The 23,309-nt window shown below is 51.0% G+C and carries 22 protein-coding genes and 2 pseudogenes; 12 read left to right on the top strand and 12 right to left on the bottom strand.

What is annotated here, in order from left to right:
• Positions 1-62 precede the first annotated feature (62 nt).
• Positions 63-983, top strand: a complete 921-nt coding sequence (locus BJQ97_RS06275; RefSeq protein WP_160155921.1) for an aldo/keto reductase — start codon at positions 63-65, stop codon at positions 981-983.
• A gap of 230 nt (positions 984-1,213) precedes the next feature.
• Here BJQ97_RS06275 and BJQ97_RS06270 read toward each other — a convergent pair whose 3' ends face one another.
• The 4 genes from BJQ97_RS06270 to BJQ97_RS06255 all read right to left on the bottom strand — a co-directional run bounded on the left by BJQ97_RS06270 (position 1,214) and on the right by BJQ97_RS06255 (position 3,528).
• Positions 1,214-2,407 (bottom strand): CynX/NimT family MFS transporter, encoded by a 1,194-nt coding sequence (locus tag BJQ97_RS06270; protein ID WP_160157552.1) that lies wholly within the window; start codon positions 2,405-2,407, stop codon positions 1,214-1,216.
• Positions 2,408-2,422: 15 nt separating this feature from the next.
• Entirely contained in the window at positions 2,423-2,665 is a 243-nt protein-coding gene (locus BJQ97_RS06265; RefSeq protein WP_160155920.1) for a YqkE family protein, read from the bottom strand.
• 289 nt (positions 2,666-2,954) lie between these two features.
• Positions 2,955-3,194: a YqkC family protein gene (locus tag BJQ97_RS06260; RefSeq protein ID WP_160155919.1), complete on the bottom strand. Its 240-nt coding sequence runs from the start codon at positions 3,192-3,194 to the stop codon at positions 2,955-2,957.
• Positions 3,184-3,528: an iron-sulfur cluster biosynthesis family protein gene (locus tag BJQ97_RS06255; RefSeq protein ID WP_160155918.1), complete on the bottom strand. Its 345-nt coding sequence runs from the start codon at positions 3,526-3,528 to the stop codon at positions 3,184-3,186. Before BJQ97_RS06255 ends, BJQ97_RS06260 begins: the two co-directional genes overlap by 11 nt.
• Before the next feature lie 87 nt (positions 3,529-3,615).
• Here BJQ97_RS06255 and BJQ97_RS06250 point away from each other — a divergent pair, with 87 nt between their 5' ends.
• The gene (locus BJQ97_RS06250; RefSeq protein WP_074044372.1) at positions 3,616-3,831 is read left to right on the top strand and encodes a CDGSH iron-sulfur domain-containing protein; all 216 of its coding nucleotides are present in this window, start codon (positions 3,616-3,618) and stop codon (positions 3,829-3,831) included.
• 46 nt (positions 3,832-3,877) lie between these two features.
• On the opposite strand, the gene BJQ97_RS06245 is transcribed toward BJQ97_RS06250, so the two are convergent.
• Together BJQ97_RS06245 and BJQ97_RS06240 are read right to left on the bottom strand one after the other, a co-directional pair.
• Positions 3,878-4,210 (bottom strand): hypothetical protein, encoded by a 333-nt coding sequence (locus BJQ97_RS06245; protein WP_407066440.1) that lies wholly within the window; start codon positions 4,208-4,210, stop codon positions 3,878-3,880.
• A 271-nt stretch (positions 4,211-4,481) separates the two neighbouring features.
• Positions 4,482-5,250: pseudogene (locus BJQ97_RS06240) on the bottom strand (sensor histidine kinase); the annotation flags it as partial.
• 279 nt (positions 5,251-5,529) lie between these two features.
• Here BJQ97_RS06240 and BJQ97_RS06235 point away from each other — a divergent pair.
• Complete coding sequence (locus tag BJQ97_RS06235; protein WP_160155917.1) at positions 5,530-6,780, top strand: hypothetical protein; 1,251 nt, start codon at positions 5,530-5,532, stop codon at positions 6,778-6,780.
• A 937-nt stretch (positions 6,781-7,717) separates the two neighbouring features.
• Entirely contained in the window at positions 7,718-9,079 is a 1,362-nt protein-coding gene (locus BJQ97_RS06230; protein ID WP_160157551.1) for an IS4 family transposase, read from the top strand.
• 166 nt (positions 9,080-9,245) lie between these two features.
• On the opposite strand, the gene BJQ97_RS06225 is transcribed toward BJQ97_RS06230, so the two are convergent.
• Together BJQ97_RS06225 and BJQ97_RS06220 are read right to left on the bottom strand one after the other, a co-directional pair.
• Positions 9,246-10,034 (bottom strand): SDR family NAD(P)-dependent oxidoreductase, encoded by a 789-nt coding sequence (locus BJQ97_RS06225; RefSeq protein ID WP_160155916.1) that lies wholly within the window; start codon positions 10,032-10,034, stop codon positions 9,246-9,248.
• Positions 10,025-10,996: an MBL fold metallo-hydrolase gene (locus tag BJQ97_RS06220; protein ID WP_160155915.1), complete on the bottom strand. Its 972-nt coding sequence runs from the start codon at positions 10,994-10,996 to the stop codon at positions 10,025-10,027. Before BJQ97_RS06220 ends, BJQ97_RS06225 begins: the two co-directional genes overlap by 10 nt.
• Positions 10,997-11,510: 514 nt before the next feature.
• Here BJQ97_RS06220 and proI point away from each other — a divergent pair.
• Together proI and namA are read left to right on the top strand one after the other, a co-directional pair.
• Entirely contained in the window at positions 11,511-12,350 is an 840-nt protein-coding gene (gene proI, locus BJQ97_RS06215) for a pyrroline-5-carboxylate reductase ProI (RefSeq protein ID WP_160155914.1), read from the top strand.
• Positions 12,351-12,489: 139 nt separating this feature from the next.
• A complete protein-coding gene (gene namA, locus BJQ97_RS06210; protein WP_160155913.1) occupies positions 12,490-13,512 on the top strand; it encodes an NADPH dehydrogenase NamA in 1,023 nt (340 codons plus the stop codon).
• A 3-nt stretch (positions 13,513-13,515) separates the two neighbouring features.
• Here the strand turns inward: namA and rnz are convergent, their stop codons facing one another.
• Positions 13,516-14,442 carry a ribonuclease Z gene (gene rnz, locus BJQ97_RS06205; protein WP_160155912.1) on the bottom strand — a complete coding sequence of 309 codons (927 nt, stop codon included), beginning with the start codon at positions 14,440-14,442 and terminating at the stop codon, positions 13,516-13,518.
• 227 nt (positions 14,443-14,669) lie between these two features.
• Between rnz and zwf the strand changes: the two genes are divergently transcribed.
• The 4 genes from zwf (at position 14,670) to BJQ97_RS06185 (ending at position 17,851) form a co-directional block, all read left to right on the top strand.
• Positions 14,670-16,163, top strand: coding sequence for a glucose-6-phosphate dehydrogenase (gene zwf, locus BJQ97_RS06200; protein ID WP_160155911.1), 1,494 nt, complete (start codon positions 14,670-14,672; stop codon positions 16,161-16,163).
• A gap of 99 nt (positions 16,164-16,262) precedes the next feature.
• Positions 16,263-16,880 carry a cyclase family protein gene (locus BJQ97_RS06195; protein WP_160155910.1) on the top strand — a complete coding sequence of 206 codons (618 nt, stop codon included), beginning with the start codon at positions 16,263-16,265 and terminating at the stop codon, positions 16,878-16,880.
• 242 nt (positions 16,881-17,122) lie between these two features.
• A complete protein-coding gene (locus BJQ97_RS06190) occupies positions 17,123-17,434 on the top strand; it encodes an AbrB/MazE/SpoVT family DNA-binding domain-containing protein (protein ID WP_044730918.1) in 312 nt (103 codons plus the stop codon).
• Positions 17,435-17,851: a type II toxin-antitoxin system VapC family toxin gene (locus BJQ97_RS06185; RefSeq protein ID WP_160155909.1), complete on the top strand. Its 417-nt coding sequence runs from the start codon at positions 17,435-17,437 to the stop codon at positions 17,849-17,851.
• A gap of 26 nt (positions 17,852-17,877) precedes the next feature.
• On the opposite strand, the gene BJQ97_RS06180 is transcribed toward BJQ97_RS06185, so the two are convergent.
• The 3 genes from BJQ97_RS06180 to BJQ97_RS06170 all read right to left on the bottom strand — a co-directional run bounded on the left by BJQ97_RS06180 (position 17,878) and on the right by BJQ97_RS06170 (position 21,485).
• Positions 17,878-19,245, bottom strand: coding sequence for a glycoside hydrolase family 1 protein (locus BJQ97_RS06180; RefSeq protein WP_160155908.1), 1,368 nt, complete (start codon positions 19,243-19,245; stop codon positions 17,878-17,880).
• A gap of 197 nt (positions 19,246-19,442) precedes the next feature.
• Complete coding sequence (locus BJQ97_RS06175) at positions 19,443-21,131, bottom strand: YncE family protein (protein ID WP_236567140.1); 1,689 nt, start codon at positions 21,129-21,131, stop codon at positions 19,443-19,445.
• Between the two features lie 186 nt (positions 21,132-21,317).
• A complete protein-coding gene (locus BJQ97_RS06170; RefSeq protein ID WP_160155906.1) occupies positions 21,318-21,485 on the bottom strand; it encodes a hypothetical protein in 168 nt (55 codons plus the stop codon).
• A 122-nt stretch (positions 21,486-21,607) separates the two neighbouring features.
• Between BJQ97_RS06170 and BJQ97_RS06165 the strand changes: the two genes are divergently transcribed.
• Together BJQ97_RS06165 and BJQ97_RS06160 are read left to right on the top strand one after the other, a co-directional pair.
• Complete coding sequence (locus BJQ97_RS06165; RefSeq protein ID WP_160155905.1) at positions 21,608-22,297, top strand: response regulator transcription factor; 690 nt, start codon at positions 21,608-21,610, stop codon at positions 22,295-22,297.
• Positions 22,294-23,297 (top strand): annotated as a pseudogene (locus BJQ97_RS06160) (sensor histidine kinase). The gene BJQ97_RS06165 and the pseudogene BJQ97_RS06160 overlap by 4 nt, the downstream one beginning before the upstream one ends.
• The last annotated feature ends 12 nt before the right edge of the window (positions 23,298-23,309 follow it).

The following is a 23,309-nucleotide window of genomic DNA, read 5'->3' as shown; positions in this document are numbered from 1 at the left end:
ATTTTTTCGCTTCCGTTGTACAATGAACATATCATCATCGATCGCTAAAGGGGGCGCAAAAGATGAACAAACGCCGCATCGGCACATCAGACTTATACGTCAGCGAAATTGGACTCGGCTGCATGTCTCTCGGCACTGATGAAAACCATGCCATCTATCTCATCCATGAAGCGTTGGAGCGCGGCATCAACTATTTGGATACGGCTGATTTGTACGACCGCGGTTTAAACGAGGAATTTGTCGGCAAAGCGGTGAAAGGAAAACGCGACCAAGTCATCATCGCGACAAAAGTCGGCAACCGTTGGCGCCGAGATGGAAGCGGCTGGGATTGGGATCCGTCAAAAGCCTATATCAAACAAGCGGTCAAAGAGAGCCTGCGCCGTCTGCAAACGGACTACATTGACTTATACCAGCTCCACGGCGGCACGATCGACGACCCGATCGACGAGACGATCGAAGCGTTCGAAGAGCTGAAGCAAGAAGGCGTCATCCGTTGGTACGGCATCTCCTCGATCCGCCCAAACGTCATTCGCGAATATGTGAAGCGCTCGAACATCGTCAGCGTCATGATGCAATACAGCTTGCTCGATCGCCGGCCGGAAGAATGGTTCCCGCTTCTTCGCGAACATCATATCAGCGTCATCGCCCGCGGACCGATCGCCAAAGGGCTACTCACCAGCCGTCCGCTTGAGGCGGCGAGCGCAGCGGTGAGAGAACACGGCTATCTCGATTACTCGTACGAGGAACTGCAGGCGCTCATTCCAAAGCTGAAAGAAAAAAGCGGCAACCGCCGTTCATTGACCGCGACCGCGCTGCAATTTTGCCTGTATGACCCGGTCGTTGCCGCCGTCATTCCAGGCGCAAGCCGGCTTCGGCAGCTCGAGGAAAACATCGCGGCCGCTTCCGCCCCGCCGCTTAGCCGCGACGAATACGAATGGCTGAAACAAGCGACAAAGCGCTCGGTGTATGAGGCGCACCGATAATCGCAGGAAGCGCCATCGTGCTTCATTCCGACGCCTATTGCCGGCGAAGCCAGCAACAACCGCAGGCCGCCGCAGCCTCTATTTCCCTGCCTATGTACGTCACTGAACTTGCCGGCGGCCATAGCGCTGACAAGAGACAAAACGAAAAACAAACCAAAAGAGCCCAACGGCTGTCAATGTCCGTTACGGGCTCTTTTTTCCAAATGGACTGGTCGCTCCACAAAAGCCGATCAATCCTCTTCCACATACTTATTCCTCGCCGCCCCTAAACCGAACGCCATCATGGCCGCACAGACGACCAACAACATGCCAAGCGGGGCGTTAAACCGTCCGGCCGCATCATACAATGCGCCAAACAGCGGCGGGCCGGCAGCGGCAAGCAAGTAGCCGACCGACTGCGCCATCGCGGAAAGCTGCGCGGCTTCTAGCGGGCGGCGCGTCCGCAACGCAAACAACATCATCGCAAGAGAAAACGCCATGCCAGCGCCGATGCCGGCAAGAAGCGCGCCAAGCCAAAGCAGCCATCCTTGGCCAATGAAAAAGATGAGCGTTCCAAAAGCCATGAGCAATACCGCCGAGCCGATGAGCCCTTTTTGATCATCCATCCGCTCCGCCAACATCGGTGATCCGAACATCATCGGCAGCTGGGCGAACTGGAAGAAAAAGAGCAGCCATCCGGCCGTATCGGCCGCCATTCCTTTGCTTTGACCCAGTTCCGGCAGCCAAGTGACGATGCAGTAAAAGAAAAATGATTGCAGACCCATAAACAGTGTCACTTGCCAAGCAAGCGCCGACCGCCAAAGCGTTGAGCGGCCGCTTCCTGCCGGCGCGCCGCCCGCTTCCCGGCGGCGCGCTTGCGGCAGCCAAACGACAAGCGCCAAAGCCGCAAACAATGCCCAAAAGCGAAACGCCCCTTGCCAACCGAGCCCCCAACCATCGGCAAGCGGGACGGCCATCCCGGAAGCGAACGCCGCGCTCATGTTCATCGTCACCGTATAGACGCCCATCATCAAGCCGACCCACTCGGGAAACGACTCTTTGACAAGTGCTGGCATCAGGACGTTGTCCACCGCAATGGCCGCGCCGATCAACGCCGTGCCGGCAAACAGCCAGACGGCGCCAGCGAGCGGGCGAAGAAGCTCGCCAACGAGCAAAACGATAAGCGAAAAAAAGAGCGTCCGCTTCATCCCAAACCGCCGGGCGAGGGCCGCTGCCGCTGGCGCCAAGAAGGCAAACGCCAAAAGCGGAATCGTCGTCAATGCCCCGGCGGCGGCGTAGGAAAGGTCAAGCGCCCGTTGCAAATCGGAAACGAGCGGGCCGACCGTCGTAAGCGGCGCGCGCAAGTTGACGGCCAAGGCGATGACCGCCCCGGCCATCCATAATGGAACAGAAGAAGCGCGCTCCGCTGCCGCATTCGGTTTCATCATCCATCCCCCTCCCTACTTAAACTTCCGCCAGTCAAGCGCGCTTTCCTCAAGCAGCTCGGCAAATGATTTCTGTTCCTCACGGCGGCGCGCTTCCTCGCGGCGCCGCGCCTCTTCCGCCGCCCGACACCGCTGTTCTTCCTCGGCAAGCGCCCGCTTTTTCGCAAGCAGTTTCGCTTCCGTCTCGGCACCGAGCCGGTCGGCAAGCGTCCATCTTTGATCGTCCTCTCTTTTTTTCTGCTTTTCTTGTTTTTTCACTGTTTATGCCCCCCTTTGCATAACAGTTGTCATTTTGTCAAACGATACAACTAAACGACAGCAAAAAGGAGAGATGACCAATGGCGAAAAACCGCGCCCAAAAAGGGAAACCGTCGGCCGATACGGTGAAGCCGGTGATCGCAAAAGAAGAATTGGAAAAAGCCATCCACCCGACGAAGCGGCAAAACAGTCCGCAATAACATTTGGAAAGCGCCGTTCGGCGCAAAACGCGGCTTCTAACTATGGAAAGGGGCGCCCCCCGGCCGAAAATGGCTTAGGGGCGGCCCCTTTACAACACCTCGGTGATGTGCGGCATATGTTCGCCAAGCCAGGCGATCGCCGCTTCCAGCGTCGGAAACTCTTTCGTTTCAAACGTCATTTCGTTTTGCAGCAGCCAGACGTCTTTCGCTTCATGATGCGGGCCGGCGACCGACCAATGAAGCAAGCTGTACGGATCGTTTTCATGGGTGAACGACACCCATGTTTTTTGCTTCGCCGTCTTTGCAAGCTGCTCTAGCTTACCATTCATGGCCAGATTTCACCTCGACAAGCGGCATATGCCCATTCAACGTTTGCCCTGGGCTTTTGAGCTGAAAAACGGTCGTCCCCGGCTTGACGTCAATCGTCATCGTTTCATCAAAAAAGATGAGTCGCGACCGTTCCACGAGCACCGGCACAAAATTCGTCTCGACGGCCAAATCATCGTCATCGGCCTTGTCGACAAGCCATAGCGACGGCACGCCGTCGACCAAACAGCCGCAGCCGTCCGTGTCAAACATCAGCTTTAACTGCCGTCCGGATTTCGCTACAATAGAGGAGAGTGCCCGTTTGGCTGCATCCGTAAACGTGATGTACAGACTCATAGCTGGCTCCTTTTTCCCTTTGATTTCCTTATTCATTTTACCTGCCAACATAAGAAACTGTCAAAACAAAGCAAGGAGGAAAAAGCGATGGCAAAAGTGCAAATCAAAGTGAACGACAACGGCTCGCTGCGCGTCACCGGCGATGTTGAACTGCTCGATGGAGAAGGAAAGCCGTTTGTGACGAAACAAACGTTTTCGCTCTGCCGTTGCGGGCTGTCGAACAACAAACCGTTTTGCGACGGTTCGCACAAAGGCCGCTTTCAGTCGGTCGTCCGCGCTCCGTCACCGGAACCCACTGAATAGCAGCGGACAGTGAGGTCGATGGATGAACATGCGTGTTGATTATCCATTATTTTACCAAAAAACACAGAATGATATGGCTGGACACAAACTTTTCTGCCTCTGCCCTCGAACAAGAACGCCGGCGGGCAAATGTCATTTGCGTGACCGTAAAGACAAGATCTCCGCCATCAAGCTCGGCACGAAGGTGAATCCATCCAGATAAAGGAATCGCTTCTACCGCATTGGCAACCAAATTATTTAAGACGGAAAGAAGGGCATACACGTGCCTAGTCGATAAGTCGAGATCGCACGTTAATTGAAAAGCAATTTCTTTTTTTACCAATTCCGTGTATTTTTCATTCGCACGAACGACCATGCCGCAAAGCTCGGCAATGGACAAGCGCAAATCGCGCTATTCTTTTAATTAACTCTGACAGACCAGCTATATAGATGCAATTTGAAGCTTTAACATTTGTCGCTTGTCCCGAGCATTGGATCGAGACTGTCGGGGGAACGAACAACGCCGCTTCCAGATCCATGTATGGGTCTGTGAAGCGGGTGGTTGTTCGGTCTTCCGTCACGCCTTGGCGTGACGGGAGCAAGCCTGTGGCTTGCCTTCAACAGCCGAAAAATGGACAAGCCACTTTTCCGTCAAGGATATGTTAAACTTTTTCGTTGCATCTATATAAAATGCGCTGGGAGTCTTTTTTGACTTCATGCACATGTTCTGCGATATAAAGCACGGTGCGTGGTTCAACCGTTTCCCCGTCCATTAACGTTGTGTATAGCTCGTAGCTTTTGCGTGTAATGTCTTCTCATATGGCTCATTGATTTGCGCAAATAAAACGCTTCTTCGTAGAGGCTGGCGTTCATCATCACAAGACGCTTGAGCTCTTGCCGCCGCGCTTCTCCTAACGTTTGCATTTGTTGAATCATTAAAATGTTGTATAGCCCAACAACACAAAAACTTCGTAAAATTCCGAACAAAAGAAGCATAAAAATCGTTTCGTGTGTGACGGCAATCGTTTCACCCAACAGATGGCGGACAAACAGTTCGATAATATTGGAGGCGAAATCAATGCTTGCCCTGAGCAACGCGACATGAATAGGCAGTTCCATATAAGTGCGAATGCGGCATAGGCGAACAAATAATGCAAAAGCGAGATAATAGCACGCAGCCGGAAGATGAGAAAAAAAATTGTCGCTCCAAGAGACGTCTTTCATCAGCAGGTCAATGCTTGTCCGAAATAGAGAAATAAAAAGTCCTGTCAACAAACCCGTCCTTACAACCGGCACGGTTTTAAACCAAATAAGCCCAAAAAAGAAAACGGCGCTTCCGAGCGAAAACCGAAACGAACTTCCAAACGGATTCACTTTCATTTCTCCGAAAAAAGCAGTAGCTATGATGAGAAGGAAGATTGGTAGCATCCGTTCGCGCATAGGTGATCTCCCATGTTTTTCATTTATTTTTATCGTATCAGCCGTTGGATGTTCTTGTAAAGATTGTTTTTATTGGAGTTTTTTAAACAAAAATACTAAAAAATCAAAAGAGCATATTAAAAAAAAAAACAATTTTGGATTATTATTATCCTAAGGATTATGATCTTGGAGGGATGACGATGCCTACCGTTTCTGTTAAGCAGTATTTTCAACAGAAACCAAATTCTTATGTTCCCACGATTGTAACTACAAAACCCTTCTAGCTCTGTGACAGCATCAGTGTCATATACACCAGCAAAAGCAACGATTTCTAAAGATGTTTTAACGATTAGTGATGCTGCTAAGAGAGCTTATGAACAGAAGGTTTCTAAAAATCAAGTTTCTAACACGCTAACCAATCAAGTTGTTCAATCAATTAACCCTTCGATACCTTCTTTAGTTAGTGTGTCTACTAATTTTAATCACCAGAAAGATATTGTGTATGCTACTAAAAAAGTGTATCAAAGTGCAGTTTCCGACAATGTTTCTCACACTTCGACAAATATAATGGCGAATAAAACGCCTTCTGCTGTTATCCAAGGAGTAGGAAATACAGATTCAAGAAACCTTGAAATAAAAACAGCAACTAGCACCTCAACAAAGACAGCACATCATGTGCAAACAGTTACAGTTCAAGCCACAGCCAATAAAAAATCAGATGCTACAGATGTAAAAACATTAGTGAAGCGATTAGAGTATTTAGAAAAACTCACGGATTCGTACTTGAGGGAGCTACAAAAGAATCCAAGAACGAACGTTTCACGCAAGCCAGTTGAAATAAATGATTACAACCTAGAATTTATAAGATATAACTCTAAAGTGTATGCTGGATTTAAATGGGCTATCACCGCTGGGACAATAGATGAAAGGCATGTTCAGTACGTTGAATCCAAAAGCAAAAGCTTAAGTAAATTCTTTGAACCGAATGGTGAAGGGGCATTTTTAAAAGATCCTGTGACTGGGAACAAAATCGATTTCTTGCATATGGCTGCAACATTAGATGGAATATTATCAGTGTCTCCGATTCCTGATGACTTATCTGGATGGGCTGGGGATTTACAAACTGCAGTCATAGACCTTCAGCGGAATACAAACGATTCGAACGATTTGAAGATTCTTCAGAAAGAAGCTAAAAAGATTATAGGTGGGAATAGTTCGTTTTCTACCTCCGATTTGCTGGCAGATATAGACGCTGTGAATATTGCAAATATGATAAGAGAAAATTCTAAACTACATTTGTCCGACGCCATTGAAAAATATTATTCAAAATCTGGGGAAGTGAATAGACGGTTTAGTGAATTTATTGAATCGTTTGGAGGCAAAAAAGAGTTCAAAGAAGCTGTCAATAGTGTTAATTTAAAAACCGGACCTATTGTAATGGATAGTGGCAAGTTTGAGAAGTATGGAATTCCGACAGATAACCAAGTGAAAGCCATTCGTGAAGCTTTCATTAATCATGTGCTAAATCAAGCATCAAAAGAACAGAAATAGGGTACTTTTTCATTATTTAAATCTAAAGGAAGAGGAATGTCTTTATGAATCCTTTGAAACAAACAGGAGGCAAGACGATTATTTATAGTTCTCTATGTGTATCTGTCATCTTGTTCATTTATGCGATCAGCACGTTAATTATTAGGCCAAATATAATGAATACTTGGTTTGCTACTATATCTAGAGGTTTGGTTGCAATTATGTTTGGAGCAGTTTTTCTTAAGAAAACAAAAGGGGAAATGGATAAAAAAATTCGTTTTTTTAGAGTGTTTATTTGGACATGCACTTCTTTCATCATTTTATGCATCTTATTTGTCGTATTCCTGTATTTAGTTTTTTAACGTTTCGTCGGTATTAAACGGAATACCTAGTGATAATTAGGCAAATGCCATTCGCGAAGCTTTCATTAATTACATTGAGGAACTTCTAAAAAAGAGAAAAAATGAATTTTTGGAACTGAAAAGGTGAGATCATGTGGAGATTAGGAACGGATGAGGGTTTAAATAAAGCTATGATATATGTTACTTTGGCTTTGTCCTTAATTTTTTTAGCTATGCCATAGTCACCTTTATCGTCAATAATTATTCTGCACGAACAATGTTACTTGCGATATTCAAAGGAGGCATAGGCGCTTTTTTTGGTTATTTCTTTCTGAGGATAACAAAAAATAAATTAGGAAAACAATTACGCATTTTTCGAGTAGTAATTTGGATGTTTACTATTCTCACTACTCTGTACTTTTTGTTTGTTATATACCTATATATCGTTTTTTAACATGTTACTGTAGTTGAGCAATTTTCGTTACAATAATTATCATTTAAAAAGAGACAAACAGGGTACCCCCCCATAGCCATCAAGTTAAGAAAACAGGAATAAATATATGCCTCATTTGGCCATCCTTTTGAAGACCTCATCATGTCTTGAAAGGGTGGTTTTTTTGAAAACGTCCTTATCTCTCCAAGAAGAATGGCATTGTTTTTTAGACGGATTAAGAAGCGTGTTATCGTGCGAAGAACTTGAACAGATGGCCCGAGATCATCAATTTATTCAACGAAAGGGGAAGTTGCGCGCCCACGATTTCGTGGCACTTTGCACATTTCTCCAGGAAGGGGGCGGTCAAAAATCATTGGTGCAGCTTTGCAGTGCTCTAGCTCTCAAACAAAACACCTCTCTGAGTGCGGAAGGGCTCCATCAACGGTTTAATGAAAAAGCGGTGAATTTTCTCAAAGCGCTGTTTGAAAAATTGCTCATTCATCAAACTCAGGAGGCCCGTCACTTCTATCAAAGACATCCGCTGTTTCGCCGGATTCGCATTCTCGATTCCACGTCGTTTCAACTGCCTCCTGAAATTCAGGGGATTTACGAGGGGTGTACGGGGCCTGGGGTGAAAATTCAGCTAGAATATGAATGGCTAGGAGGGAAGCTTCTCCATGTGGACGTCGAAGATGCCCGCCATCACGACGCCGCCTACGGAGCGTCCCTTCTATCGACCATCCAAGAGGGAGACCTTTGTTTGAAGGACTTAGGCTATTTTTCGCTTGAGGGATTGCAAGCCATTCATGATGCCGGAGCCTTTTATATTTCGCGGCTCAAACACAATGTAGGGATTTACCAAAAAGAAGGGGACCGATTTCGGAAATGGGAACCAAAGGATTTCCTTGCGGTGCTGCAACCCGGAGAAACCATGGAACTGGAACATGCGTATGTCAGTGGAAAGAAAGTTCATCAACCGCGGCTCATGGTGTATCGGCTGACAGAAGAACAGGAGCGGCAGAAGGAAGGGCAATGGAAACAGAAGGCGAAACAAAAAGGGGCCGCGTACGTGACGCGACGCCCCCACCCCATATATGTCTATATCACCAATATTCCAGCGATTTATGCCTCTTTGCACGAAATTCATACGCTGTATTCTCTACGCTGGCAAATTGAAGTGGTATTTAAGACATGGAAATCCCTGTTTCACATTCATCGATTCAAACCGATGAAAGGGGCTCGCTTTCAGTGCCACCTGTATGGAACGTTGATTGCCTTATTGGTCAGCTCCACTGTCATGTTTAAAATGCGGGAATGGCTCTATCGAAAACAGAAAAAGGAATTGAGCGAATATAAGGCGATGAGTATGATCAAGGAGTTCGGCATGGATTTATTTCAAGCCTTATGGTGTTCAGAGGCGTCAGCGGTCCAACTCCTTTTCAAACTGTGTGACCTCATCGCTCAACACGGAAAAAAATCAAGGCGTTATACAAAAAAGAGCGCTTTAGGCATTATCGAAAGTTTGGTCATCATGCCGGTGTCGTAAGAAATTCCCTCCTCATACCATGAAAAAAACCTTCTATAGGGAAGGTGTATTTGGCATGCCTATCTTTATATATTCTCACGGTCACAGCCTTCAAAGATAAAGAGTGAAGCCTTGGAGCGAGCGGCTCCAAGGCTTCACTTGATGGCTATGGGGTCATCCCCCTCGCTTACTTTTGGAAAAACGCCCGTTTCCCCACTTTTTCGATAAGACTGGGGGCAAGCCGATACAAGCGGCCGCCGAGATCCATCCAGCGCGGCATGTTCACTTCGCGCGCCGGCGTCATCATCGCGGCCACCACGCGCTTCGCCACCGCCTCTGGACGCAGCATCCAACGCGAGACATTGCGCACATACTCTCCCGATTCATCAGCGATCGAAAAAAAGTTCGTCTCCACCGGCCCCGGATTGACGGCCGTGACGAAAATGCCAAAACGCTCCGCCTCTAGGCGAAGGCTGTCGGTAAAACCGAGAACCGCGTGTTTCGTCGCTGAGTAGACGCTTGACTTCGGCGTCGCGATTTTGCCTGCTTGCGAGGCGATGTTGATAATATGACCGCTTTTTCTCTCTTTCATATGTGGATACACCGCCTTCGTGCAAGCGATGAGGCCGAAGACGTTGACGGCAAACATCCTCTCCATCTCATCAAGGTCGATGTCTTCCACGTAGCGAAATGCCCCAAATCCGGCATTGTTCACGAGCACATCAATGACGCCGAGCTCAGCCAACAGTTTCGCAAACACGGCGTTGACCGCCTCACGGTCGCTGACGTCAAGCGGCGCATACGGGGCGCGAATGCCGGTTTGCGCTTCAATTCGCGCGCTGATTTCTTTCAACCTTTCTTCATTGCGCGCGCACAGCACCGGCATCGCCCCTTGGCGCGCTGCTTCATAGGCAATTTGCTCACCGAGACCTCCCGACGCTCCGGTAATGACGACATGGCGCCCCTTCAGCCGCACACCGACACCCCCGCCGCTTCATAAACGTAATGGCCGTCTTCTTGCTTTTTCGTCACATATCCGTTCGCTTCCAAATAGTCAAGCTGACCGATCGTCTCGGACATCGTCAGCATGAGCTGTCGTTCATACACGGCCGGGAACAGCTTTTGGCACACTTCAAACACGGTGTGCGGACGCTCTTGCACCATTTCGAGCACCCGCTCGGCGCGCTGGCGCTGCTTGGCAAGCCGCTCGCGAACGAGCGCCGGGATGTCGGTCGCATCGTCGCCATGGCCGTTTAACGAACGAACGATGTCATATTGCAGCATTTTTTGCAGCGATTCGTTGTATTGCAATAACGGTTTCGGCCGCTCCGTCTCCCCTTCCGCCGGCGGCTCCATCATCGGGTTGGGGGAAATATGAACGAGCAAATGGTCGCCGGCAATCAACAGCCCGTCCTCCTCGCGGTAGAGCGCGATATGGCTTTGCGCATGCCCCGGCGTTTCGATAACCTGCCACCCAGGCATCCCCGGCATCGCGTTCCCTTCCGTCACCATGATGTCAAGCCCGCGCCGACTTGCGTAGCGAAGCGATCCGCCTTCTTTGGACAGCTGGCTGAACAAGCGGCGGTCGACGCCGCATTCTGTAAAAAATTCCTGAAAAAATTGGACGTACCGCTCCATAAACGAACGTTCGCGGCGCAAAAACGGATCAGCTTTCGGATGGCCGATGATCGGCGCATGTGGAAAATAGTCAAGCAATCCGATATGGTCCGGATGATGATGAGTGATGACAACTTGTTCAATATCCTTTGGCGCATAGCCAATCTCACCAAGCTGCTTCACAAACAGCTGCCACGCTTCCTCTGTTTTCACTCCGGCGTCGACCAACGTCAGCCGATCGCCGGCGATCACATACATATGCACGTCACCGACCGGAAACGGCGTCGGCACCGTGATCCGGTACACTCGTTCCTCGTTCATTCCATTCCCTTCTTTCCTCAAAGTTCGTGAACCATCCCGTTCGAGCCGTTTCATCGCCAAAATGAATGGTTATTCATTATATTTTATTTTACAGTTTACACTGATTTCATCCGTTTGTCATGCCTTTTTCTTCCGCACGCCGGAATTGCAAAAAAATTCATGCTCCTCTCTTGACAATCGCGCCTGTCCCACGGCATAATGGCAAGTAAAATCACGGATACGGCAAAACCGGCGATGAACAGGGCCAGTAAACCGCAAACGGCAACAGAGAGCGAAGCCCGCGGCTGGAAGGCTTTGCGGCCCTCTTTGCGGTTGAACCTACCCTAGGAGCTGTTAGGCCAACCTAAACGCCACCCCGGCGTTATCGGGGCAGAGTCGGGCCTGTTTGGCGCTTGGGCCAAATCGGGCCAAAAAAGGTGGTACCGCGGAAACGAAGGTTTTCCGTCCTTTTGCAGGGCGGAAAACCTTTTTCTTTTGTCTGACTTTATACGCCAATGCAAGGAGGAGTCGAACGATGAACAACGAACGGACCATCGCGTTGATCGGCGCCGGTTCGATGGCAGAAGCGCTCATCGCCGGCATGACGAAAGCGTTTTGCCATCCAGCGCACATTATCGTCACCAACCGACAAAACCGCGCCCGGCTTGAGGAGCTTGCGCGCCAATACGGTGTCCGCACGGCGGGCTCCGCGCAAGAAGCCGTCAAACAGGCGGATGTCGTCATTTTGGCGATGAAGCCGAAAGATGTCGCGGAAGCCATGAACGCCATCGCGCCGGCCCTTCGCGCAAACCAGCTGATTCTCTCGCTGCTCGCCGGCATCACGACCGAAACGATCGAACAGCTCGCTGGATGCGACATCCCTGTCGTGCGCGCCATGCCAAACACATCCGCCGCTGTCGGCTTATCGGCGACCGCGATCGCCGGCGGCCGTTTTGCTTCCAAAGAGCATCTTGACGTCGCGAAACAGCTGTTTGAAACGGTCGGCATCGTCGCCGTCGTACCGGAGCGCGACTTGCATGCAGTCACCGGCCTGTCCGGGAGCGGTCCGGCGTATGTGTATTACTTGGTCGAAGCCATGGAAAAAGCGGCAGCCGACATCGGCCTCGAGCGCGATATTGCCAAAACGCTCATTTTGCAGACGATCATCGGTGCAGCGGAAATGTTGAAAGCATCCGATAAGCACCCGTCCGTCCTGCGCCGCGAAGTCACAAGCCCGGGCGGCACGACCGAAGCCGGCATCAAGGTGCTTGAGCAATACCGGTTCCAAGAAGCAGTCATCGCCTGCATCCGCCGGGCGACGGCCCGTTCCGAAGAACTCGGCAACGCTCTTCTCGCTGCCATCGCCGAAGCGTAAAGAGCGGACCTCCGGAGCGCGCCGCTCCTTTTCCCGCCTATCCCAAACATGGCGACAATCCGTTTTATTTTGCTTTTGATAAGCAGCGTGCTATCATCAGTCATGAACCATTCATTGACCTAGAAAGGAGCTGCTTATCATGAACACGATGCTGTTTTCGCTGTATACGGTCCGCGGGCTGACGCTGAAAAACCGAATCGTCATGTCGCCGATGTGCATGTATTCGTGCGACACGAAAGACGGCGTCGTACGCACGTGGCATAAAATCCACTACCCGACGCGTGCCGTCGGCCAAGTCGGCTTGATTATCGTCGAAGCGACCGCCGTGACGCCGCAAGGCCGCATTTCCGAACGCGACTTAGGCATTTGGAGCGATGACCATATCGCTGGGCTTCGCGAACTCGTTGGGCTTGTGAAAGAGCATGGAGCGGCCATCGGCATCCAGCTCGCCCACGCTGGCCGGAAGTCGGAAGTGCTAGGGGAGATCATCGCCCCGTCGGCCATCCCGTTCAACGAATCGTCGCGGACGCCGAAAGAAATGACGAAAGCCGACATTGAAGAGACGGTGCAGGCGTTCCAAAATGGCGCACGGCGCGCGAAGGAAGCGGGCTTTGACGTCATTGAAATCCACGCCGCCCACGGCTACTTAATCAATGAATTTTTGTCGCCTTTATCCAACCGACGTCAAGACGAGTACGGCGGTTCGCCGGAAAATCGTTACCGTTTCTTGGGCGAAGTAATCGACGCTGTCCGCGAAGTGTGGGACGGACCGCTTTTTGTCCGCATCTCGGCGTCCGACTACCATCCGGACGGGCTGACGGCGAAAGATTATGTCCCATACGCCAAGCGGATGAAAGAACAAGGCGTCGACCTCGTCGATGTCAGCTCCGGCGCGGTCGTGCCGGTTGCTATTGACGTCTATCCCGGCTACCAAGTGCCATTTGCCGAACTGATCCGCCGCGAAGCGGACATTCCGACCGGCGCCGTCGGCCTCATTACGTCCGGCTGGCAGGCGGAAGAAATTTTGCATAACGGCCGCGCCGATCTCGTCTTTTTAGGGCGCGAGCTGCTGCGCAACCCGTATTGGCCATACGCCGCGGCGAGAGAGCTGGGCGTGAAAATCGAAGCTCCAGTCCAATATGAGCGCGGCTGGCGATTCTAGCCTCTATTTTTCGCGCGGAATGGAAAACGAGGCGAAATCAGCAGCCAGTTCGGTATTCGGAAACACGCCGCGCGCCTCGGCGACGAGCTGCCATGCCGCCGCACCTTGGTAGCGAGAGCTGATATGGGTCAAAATAAGCCGCTTCGCCCCGGCCCGCTTCGCCACCTCGGCCGCATCTTTGGTCGTGGAATGGAAATAATCATGCGCCAGCCGCTGTTCCGCCGCGGCAAACGTCGCCTCGTGGACGACGACATCGGCATCGCGGGCGAGTTCAATCGCCGCTTCGCAAAAACGGGTGTCGCCCAACACGGCGACGATTCTCCCCTTTTGCGGCGGCCCGACAAATTCGCGCCCGTCGATGGCCGTGCCGTCCTCAAGCACGACCGTTTTCCCCTGCTTGATTTGTTGGTAAATCGGGCCGGGGCGGACGCCGAGCGCTTGCAATCGATCGACCAACAGCGGGCCGGGCAAATCTTTTTCCACGACGCGGAAACCGTATGACGGCATGCCGTGGTCGAGACGCTTGGCCATGACGGTAAACCGGTCGTCGTCAAAAATGACGCCCTCATCGATCTCAACAATGTTCAGTTCATACCGGAGCTTTGTCCCGCTGACGGCAAGGGCCGTTTCGACAAACGCGCGCAGACCGCTCGGGCCAAAGACTGTAAGCGGCGTCTCGCCGCTTTGAAACGAACGGCTGCCGAGCAATCCAGGCAACCCGAACAAATGGTCGCCATGCAAGTGAGTAATAAAAATATGCTCAATGCGGCGCGGGCGAATGGCAGTATGCAAAATTTGATGCTGCGTCGCTTCGCCGCAATCAAACAGCCATGTCGCCCCCCGCTCGTCAAGCAGCTGCAAAGCGACGGACGATACGTTGCGCTCTTTCGCCGGCACGCCAGCGCCGGTGCCTAAAAACAACAGTTCCAACGCGCTTCACTCCTTATCTCGCTCATCATTGCCTGTTGTTAGCGTACCAATGTCGAAACGGCTTTTCAACTTTCTTTTTCGCTCAAAAACACCGGGCTGACACCCAGCTCTTTCATGAACATAGGCGCTTTGCCGCCAAAACGCAACAAAGTGTTTGCGTTCCGTCCGGCAAACCTCTACAATGGTTTCATTGAAGAGACAAATTTGGCTAAAGCGAGGTACATACGGTGGACAACATGAACCCGAAATCGATCATCGTCATTTTCGGAGCGACGGGAGATTTGGCAAAACGGAAGCTGTTTCCGTCCCTTTACCGCCTGTATGAAAAAGGGCATTTGAACGAACAATTTGCCGTCGTCGGCGTCGCGCGCCGCCCGCTGTCGGCCGACGAGTTCCGGAACTATGTGCGCGACTCGGTGGAAACGGCGTTTCAGCAAAAGCTCGCCGCCGAGCGTTTCACCTCCCATTTCTATTACCATCCGTTCGACGTGACGGAAGCCGAATCGTACCAACGCCTAAAATCGCTCCTCGAACAGCTCGACGGCACATACGCGACTGAAGGCAACCGCATCTTTTACTTGGCGATGGCGCCGGAATTTTTCGGCACCGTCACGTCCCGCTTGCAGTCGGAAGGATTGACGGAAACGCGCGGCTTTAAGCGGCTCGTCATCGAAAAGCCGTTCGGCCATGACTTAGCGAGCGCTGAGAAGCTGAATGGCGAGATTCGCCGCGTCTTTTCCGAGCGGGAAATTTATCGGATCGACCATTACCTCGGCAAAGAAATGGTGCAAAACATCGAAGTTATCCGCTTCTCGAACGCCATTTTCGAGCCGCTTTGGAACAACCGGTTCATCGCCAATATTCAAATTACGTCAAGCGAAACGCTCGGCGTCGAAGACCGCGGCCGCTACTACGACCATTCCGGAGCGCTGCGCGACATGGTGCAAAACCATATGCTGCAAATGGTCGCCCTTTTGGCGATGGAACCGCCGATTAAATTGACGACCGATGACATCCGCCATGAAAAAGTGAAAGTGTTGCGCGCCTTGCGCCCCATTGTGGACGATGAAGTCGACCGCTATTTCGTGCGCGGCCAATACGGGCGCGGGGTGATCCACGGCAAACATGTGCCGGCGTACCGCGAGGAGCCGAACGTCGATCCGGACTCAAACACGGAAACGTTCGTCGCCGGGAAGCTTCTGATCGACAACTTCCGCTGGGCCGGCGTGCCGTTTTACATCCGCACCGGCAAACGGATGGCGGAAAAATCGACGAAAATCGTCGTCCAATTTAAAGATGTGCCGATGAATTTATACTACCGGACGAACGAGACGATCGCCCCGAACTTGCTCGTCATCCACATCCAGCCGGACGAAGGGATCACCCTTCATTTAAACGGCAAAAAAACAGGGGAATCGACGACCATAACAGCTCCCTTTCAACTCGACTATTGCAACAACTGCATCGACGGGATCAACACGCCGGAAGCGTACGAAAAGCTGCTGTACGACTGCATGCGCGGCGATGCGACGAACTTCACCCACTGGGATGAGGTCGCGGCGTCATGGCAGTTCGTCGACCCGATTTCTGAAGTGTGGGCGAACACGAAAGCTGCCGATTTTCCGAACTACGCGGCCGGCTCCATGGGCCCGGCGGCTGCGGACGAGCTGCTCAAAAAAGACGGCTTCCACTGGTGGCCGATCGAGCATCCGCGGTCGTAAAGACGCGATGGCCCTCCCGTTGCGCCCATCGCGTCCTCTTTGACAAACCGACTTGGGGCGCTTGCCCCTTTTACCCTGATGCAAAGGAGCGAATGAACGATGAAGGTGTATGACGTCACCGCCCCGATTTACGAGGGCATGCCCGTGTATAAAAACAAACCGGAAAAACAGCCGAAGCGCACCACCGTCACAAACGGCTATGTGACCGAATCGCGCATTGACATGGACGTGCACACCGGCACGCACATTGACGCGCCCCTCCATATGGTCGAAGGCGGAGCGACATTTGAAACGATTCCCATTGACCGCCTTGTCGGCCCGTGCAAATTGTTTGACTTAACCGACGTCAATGACCGGATCACAAAAAACGATATCGCCCACCTTGATATTCAAGAAGGCGACTTCGTTTTGTTCAAAACGAAAAACTCGTTGGAAGATGCGTTCCATTTCGAGTTTATTTTCGTCGCCGAAGACGCGGCTCGTTATTTGGCCGACAAACGGATCCGCGGCGTCGGCATCGACGCCCTTGGCATCGAACGGGCGCAGGAAGGCCACCCGACCCATAAAACGCTGTTTGGCGCCGGTGTCATCGTCATCGAAGGGCTGCGGCTGAAAGACGTCCCCGAAGGCCGCTATTTCATGGTCGCCGCCCCGCTCAAACTCGTCGGCACCGACGCCGCCCCGGCGCGCGTCTTGCTGTTTGACCGCGAGCCGTGAAAACAGCTGGTCCCTTGATGGGGCCGGCTTTTTTATCATTCCAAACCAAGAAGCCCCCCTCTTCCACGCATGAGCTTAGGTAGGAGGGCGTTCAATGTCCATTCTCATCATTGTTGTTGTCCCCTACACAACTTCTTACCACAGCAAAAATAATATGATTTTCAATGATTGATTAAACACAAAAATAAGACATATAATAAAAGTAAGTATAAAAAGTGTGTAGGAAGGAGCGAAACGCACCAATGGAGAAAATGAATGTTTCGGATCAACCATCGCCGATCGTCATGAAAGCGACAAGCAAACTGTCGAGCCGCGGGCAAGTGGTCATTCCTGCTGAAATCCGGAAAACATTAGGCCTTGCTGAAGGCGACGATCTTACGTTTATTGTAAATGAAGATGGGGAAATCAAAGTGGAAGTCACGAAGAAATATCGCTTGTCAGAATTAATCGGCATTCTTAAAACCAATCAGCCGTTCCGCCCCGTTGAGGAAATCCGAGATGAAGTCTATCGTACGATGGGAGCAAAAGAATTGAAAGATGGGGAGGAAAACTAAGTGACTCGCAAGCTGTGGATTGACACAAATGTCGTGATTCGAATCATGACCGGCCATCCCCAAGAGCTTGCGGAAGAAGTTGGCGACATGTTGCAGAAAGTAGAAGCAGGAGAATTGATTTTGCGCCTTAATCCGCTCGTCGTCGCAGAATGTTGCTGGGTGCTAGCCTCCGTCTATCAAGCATCGCCGTCCGACATTTCCGCCGCCTTATTAAAGTTTACCAACGGGATCGGGATCGAAACAGAGGAAAAAGATGTTGTGCAACAGGCGCTTCGAGATTATGGCGAGAAAAAGGTGGATTTCATTGACTCGTATATCGCCGCTCATGCAAAAGCGAATCCTCCAGAAGATATCGTTACTTGGGACAAACATTTTAAACGATTGAACATTCGCCACGGTCGCCCTAAAGAGTGGTAAAAAGGCGGGGACTTCCCCGCCTCTTTTTACAGCTCTTCCCCATTCGTGCGAATGACGCGTTGGAACCAATAAAAACTTTTTTTCTTATAGCGCTTCAAATCGCGCAAGTTCTCGTCATCGCGGTTGACGAAAATGACGCCGTACCGCTTGCGCATCTCCCCTTGCGAGCTTAACAGATCCGTCGCCCCCCACATCAAATAGCCGATCACCTCGACCCCTTCTTCCATCGCCATCTTCATTTGTTCGATATGGCGGCGCAAATAGTCGATCCGCTCATCATCTTCGACCGTGCCGTCCTCATTCAGCTCCTCCTCAAGCCCGATGCCGTTTTCGGTGATGAAAATCGGCATCTGGTAGCGGGCGTACACGTCTTTTAAGGCAATCCGCAAACCGATCGGATCGATCGCCCAGCCCCATTTCGTCTTTGGCAAATAAGGATTCGGCTCAAGCCCTTTGATGATCCGCTCATCTTGCTCCTGATAGCGGACGATTTGGCTTTGATAGTAGCTGAATGACAAAAAGTCGACCGTCTGCGAACGGAGCAACTCCTCATCCCCCGCTTCGAGCGAGAGGCAAATCCCTTTTTTCTCAAGCCGATTCATCACATAGCGCGGATAAGAGCCGCGGGCGAACACGTCAAAAAAGAAATCGACGAGCAGCTCTTTCGCCTGCACGTTGGCAAGGGCATCTTCCGGCCGGCACGTTGCTGGATACGTCGTCAAATACGTCACCATCCCGCCGATCTTCGCCTCGGGAGCAATTTCGCGCAGCGCCTTCACGGCTTTCGCGTGGGCGATAAACACGTTATGACAGACGCGATAGGCAAACGCTTCCGGGTCTTCGTCTTCCGGGCAGACCGCCCCCCATAAATGCGGTTGCTCGAGCACCAAATTTTGTTCGTTGAACGTCAGCCAATAATTCACTTTCCCGCGGTAACGCTCAAATACAGTGCGCGCGTACCGCTCAAACAAGTCGACGACTTTCCGCGAGGCAAAGCCGTTGTACGTTTTCGCCAACGCCAGCGGCAAGTCGAAATGGTACAGCGTAATGACCGGCTCAATGCCGTTCGCTCTCAATTCATCAAACACGGCGTCATAAAACGCCAATCCCGCCTCATTCGGCTCCCCTTCTCCGTCCGGAAAAATGCGCGTCCAGGCGATGCTCGTCCGGTAGGCGGTAAAGCCGAGCTCCTTGAACAACGCGATGTCTTCTTTGTAGCGGTGGTAAAAATCAACCGCCACTTTCCAGTCGGAATGCCCTTTTGGAATCGGACGCGCATCCACGATCGACAGCCCTTTTCCGCCCTCGTTCCACGCCCCTTCCGTCTGGAACGACGTCACCGCCCCGCCCCATAAAAAGTGGTCGGGGATGATCGATTTACGCTGTTGTGACATGGAAAGACCCTCCTTGTGAACGGACGTGTTTAAGTGATTGAACGCCTTGGAAAGTTCACCCTTGGACATCATCCTCATTATGATAAAACTAGACGGGCGGAGGTACGAGCCCGTCAAGACGTTGTGAAAACTTTTTTGGTTAGTTTATTTTCCATGCCGCTCTGGCGAAGCACCAACGCTCCCCCAGCAACGACGGTTTATCGAGACGGTTTTTGCTTAATCAAATAATGGTTCGTAGCCACTTTTCGATACGTGAAGATCATTCCATCATCCCCAGCCGTTGCGAGCAACGCTTCAGATGACAAATCGGCGATTTTCGTTCCTGTTGCCCGGTTATAAATGGCTCGGCTGGTGATGATATATTGACGGCTCGCCGCCCGCAGCGGCTCCGGAAATTCAGCGGCCACCAATGCGCCGGGCTGGGCCGGATTGATGCGCGCCTTTCCGTAAAAAATCTCCCCGCCGTTCATAAAAAAGGCATCGTCTCCTCCAGGGAAGGACAACAGTTCCGAAACATGCCAATCAGAAAGCCGCACCGCATACAGAGCGTGATCCGATGTTCCTTCCTGTCCGACATACAATACATTTTGTTTTTTGTCATACACAATGATTGGATTAATGAATACCTTTGGGATCCGCCATTGTTTTTTCGTCTTCATATCATAAACGGCAATCGCTCCCGTCAACGTGCGGCTATTGTCAGTGAAGAAAATTTTCCCGCCCCCGATCGCCAATGTGCGCGGAGCAGCGATCAGCGGCACCGTTCCAAGAAACCGCATTGTTTTGGCGTCGTAAATCGCCATTTTCGTCGCTCCCGATAGCGCAACATACACCTTGCCGCCATCAATTTTTACATCCGTCGGCTGCGGTCCGGGATGAATTTCTCTCACCATTTTCATATCGCTGGCGCGAATGACAAACAGTTTGCTGTCTTCAGCGGACAACACATACAGCCATCCAGTCGACTGATCATAAGCCAAATGGGAAATCGGCACATTGGTGAAAGCATAATTGGGCGATCGAACGTAATAGCTCTCATCGGCCGGCAATGGATATTTGTAAATTCGATTTTCCCCTTCTTTGATCAAATACAAATTGTACTTTGCATCCATCAGCGCATAGTTCGTCGGGAACGGGAGCGTGCTGACCTTGGCAGAGGTGTAACGGTCATACACCGCCTTATTTGTCACCACGTAGGCCCCTTGAACATCTAAAACGGGGCCGTTATAACAGTCGTGCACCATGTCGATATTTCCGGCATCAATGCGCCTTCCCGCAAAAAACACATCGCTTCCGTCAACGATGAGCGGATGGGTGGGCGCGCTGCCTTTCGGCCCTTGATACGAAACTCGCTTCACCACCTTCAAATCGGACAGGCGCAATGCCGCTAAATCAGGAATGGAAACATTGCGGCCGATGAAGACCAGACCTCGCTTCTCATCGAAAAACAACGTATTTTCCTCTGAAAAAACGGAAAAAAAGTTAGGATCAGCAATCAGCCGGCTTGTTTGGCGTTTCGCCGCCAAATCCCACATGTACATCTCATACGTCGTCTTCCCGCGCCCGTACTGCTTTCCGAAAGTTACGATTTTGTTGCCTAATAGGCCAAACGGCAATCCGTTATACGGGGCTCGTTGAATCAACCGTTTCGTTTTGACGTCAAAAACGTCTATCGATGTTTCAGACGGCACATACAGCTTCCCGTCCCGCAAAAGAAGAGTGACCGACCGCTGGGCATATTTCCGCCATAAAGCGCTGTATGCCCGCAGAGAAACGGTTTCCCGCTTTTTGATCGACAATGTGCCGGCTTCAATAAATAATAACGTCCCATTTTCTGTGAGCGCATAAATATACCCGTTTTGATCATCCATGACCCAATCGAACACGCGCCCAGGAAGCTTTTGCGTACGCGGTCCGGCCGCTTCCGCTTTAGCGGAAGGAGACACATGGAGAAGACAGATAAACAAGAAGAGAAAAAATAAAAAAACTTTCCTAAATGTTGTTCCCATTCCAATCCCCCGTCAAACGATGATTTCTAACTCCTATACATTCCTTGCGCATAGCTCAAACAATCAAGCACCACCATTTGGCCCTTCTTTATCCATCCTCCATATCCATGATAGCCCATCGTTGATCATCACTTCAATCACTTTTTTCCATACGCACGCCGTTCGGCCGCACACACCAACTGCCGCCAATCGCTGTTTTTTCACGAGAGGCAACGCGACTATCATTTTCATTTTTTTCCCTCATTGCCCTCCAATCTTCCATCCTCTTCCATTATAGACTTCTTTTCCCCCAACGCTCAAACAAGTATAATGAAAACAGAGCGCCTAATAGAAACGAGTGTGGTGAGAGAAAATTGAACATTTTGCTCATTGAAGACGACGCAACGTTGTTTCAAGAAATCAAACAACGTCTCGAACAATGGTCGTACAACGTTTGCGGCATCCGCGATTTCGGCCATGTGATGGAAGAGTTTTCTGCATGCAAGCCGCACTTGGTGATCATCGACATCCAGTTGCCGAAATTTGACGGATTCCACTGGTGCCGCCAGATTCGTGCGCATTCAAACGTCCCGATTTTGTTTTTGTCCTCGCGCGACCACCCGACTGACATGGTTATGTCGATGCAGCTTGGGGCGGATGATTACATCCAAAAGCCGTTTCATTTTGACGTGCTGATCGCCAAAATCCAGGCGCTGCTGCGCCGCGTGTACAACTACAACGCCGGACCCATTCAGCTGCAAACATGGCTTGGAGCCACGATCGACTATGAGAAAAGCACCGTCTCCAATGAACGAGGAACAGTGGAGCTAACCAAAAACGAACTGTTGATTTTGAAACATTTATTAACGAAGAAAAACCAAATCGTCACCCGCACAGAGCTGATCAAACGGCTGTGGCAGGACGAGCGGTTTGTGAGCGACAACACGCTGACCGTCAACATCAATCGGTTGCGAAAAAAACTCGACGAACTCCACTTGGGGCGCTTTATTGAAACGAAAGTCGGTCAAGGCTATATGGCGAAAGAGGAGGAGAGCGGCCGATGATCAAAGACTACTTGCAGGAACGAAAAAGCTGGCTCGCCCTCTTTCTCTTTCTGGAGCTGTTCATCTTATTTGTCGCTTATCTTGATCCGACGATTCCCTTCTCCTCCGCCCTTTATATCGTCTTTTTGGGGCCATCATCTTCGTTGTCTTCGTCATCATCCGCTGGAAAAAAGAGACGGCGTTTTATCAACGTTTGCAAGAGTGGGAACTCGGTCTCGATCCTGTCTCTGTCCTGCGGGCGGCAAGTCCGTTCGAGAGAATCGTCGAGCGCGTCATCGCCAGCCAAACGAACGAATGGAAACAGGAACAGGCGGAACACCTCACCACCTTGGAACAAGAGAAAGATGAATGGTTGTCATGGATTCATGAAATGAAGACGCCGCTTACGGCCATGCGGCTCATCATCGAACGGGTCGAGGATGAAAACACCAAGTCTCAGCTCTTGTATGAGTGGCTGCGCATTCATCTGCTTCTCGACCAGCAGCTTCATCAACAACGGCTTCCGCGCATGGACAACGATTTATATATCGAACAAGTTGAGCTGGAGCCGCTTCTCATCAATGAGATTCAGCCATTGCAATCGTGGTGTATGCAAAAAGGCATCGGCTTTGACCTTCAATTGGACGTCCGCTCCGTCCTGAGCGATGCCAAATGGATTTCTTTTATCATTCGGCAAATCATCACGAACGCGGTGAAATACAGCGAGTCATCCGATATTGTCGTGAAAAGCTTTATGGCAAACGGACATGCCTGCCTGCAAATTCAAGATTTCGGCCGCGGCATTGATCCAAAGGATTTGCCGCGCATTTTTGAGAAAGGCTTCACCTCGACCACCGAACACGAAAATAAAGCGGCGACGGGAATGGGGCTGTATTTGGCGAAAAAAGCCGCGAAGCCGCTTCTTCTTGACTTTCATGTCGAATCCACCCCCGGGCGCGGAACGACGTTTACGATCTTATTTCCGCAAGAAAATGACATCATCCGCACGCACCGCATGTGACGATTTTGTCAC

The sequence above is a fragment of the Geobacillus sp. TFV-3 genome (assembly GCF_009901865.1).
Lineage (GTDB): Bacteria > Bacillota > Bacilli > Bacillales > Anoxybacillaceae > Geobacillus > Geobacillus thermoleovorans_A.
The sequence above is the reverse complement of the archived record's forward strand: the minus strand, read 5'-3'. Positions and strand labels throughout refer to the sequence as shown.

Excerpts from the sequence above, each read along its gene's own strand:
- BJQ97_RS06275 (WP_160155921.1), top strand. The coding sequence starts at position 63 with ATGAACAAACGCCGCATCGGCACATCAGACTTATACGTCAGCGAAATT.
- BJQ97_RS06270 (WP_160157552.1), bottom strand. The coding sequence starts at position 2,407 with ATGAAACCGAATGCGGCAGCGGAGCGCGCTTCTTCTGTTCCATTATGG.
- BJQ97_RS06260 (WP_160155919.1), bottom strand. The coding sequence starts at position 3,194 with ATGAATGGTAAGCTAGAGCAGCTTGCAAAGACGGCGAAGCAAAAAACA.
- BJQ97_RS06255 (WP_160155918.1), bottom strand. The coding sequence starts at position 3,528 with ATGAGTCTGTACATCACGTTTACGGATGCAGCCAAACGGGCACTCTCC.
- BJQ97_RS06250 (WP_074044372.1), top strand. The coding sequence starts at position 3,616 with ATGGCAAAAGTGCAAATCAAAGTGAACGACAACGGCTCGCTGCGCGTC.
- BJQ97_RS06220 (WP_160155915.1), bottom strand. The coding sequence starts at position 10,996 with ATGAACGAGGAACGAGTGTACCGGATCACGGTGCCGACGCCGTTTCCG.
- proI (WP_160155914.1), top strand. The coding sequence starts at position 11,511 with ATGAACAACGAACGGACCATCGCGTTGATCGGCGCCGGTTCGATGGCA.
- namA (WP_160155913.1), top strand. The coding sequence starts at position 12,490 with ATGAACACGATGCTGTTTTCGCTGTATACGGTCCGCGGGCTGACGCTG.
- BJQ97_RS06195 (WP_160155910.1), top strand. The coding sequence starts at position 16,263 with ATGAAGGTGTATGACGTCACCGCCCCGATTTACGAGGGCATGCCCGTG.
- BJQ97_RS06190 (WP_044730918.1), top strand. The coding sequence starts at position 17,123 with ATGGAGAAAATGAATGTTTCGGATCAACCATCGCCGATCGTCATGAAA.
- BJQ97_RS06180 (WP_160155908.1), bottom strand. The coding sequence starts at position 19,245 with ATGTCACAACAGCGTAAATCGATCATCCCCGACCACTTTTTATGGGGC.
- BJQ97_RS06170 (WP_160155906.1), bottom strand. The coding sequence starts at position 21,485 with ATGAAAATGATAGTCGCGTTGCCTCTCGTGAAAAAACAGCGATTGGCG.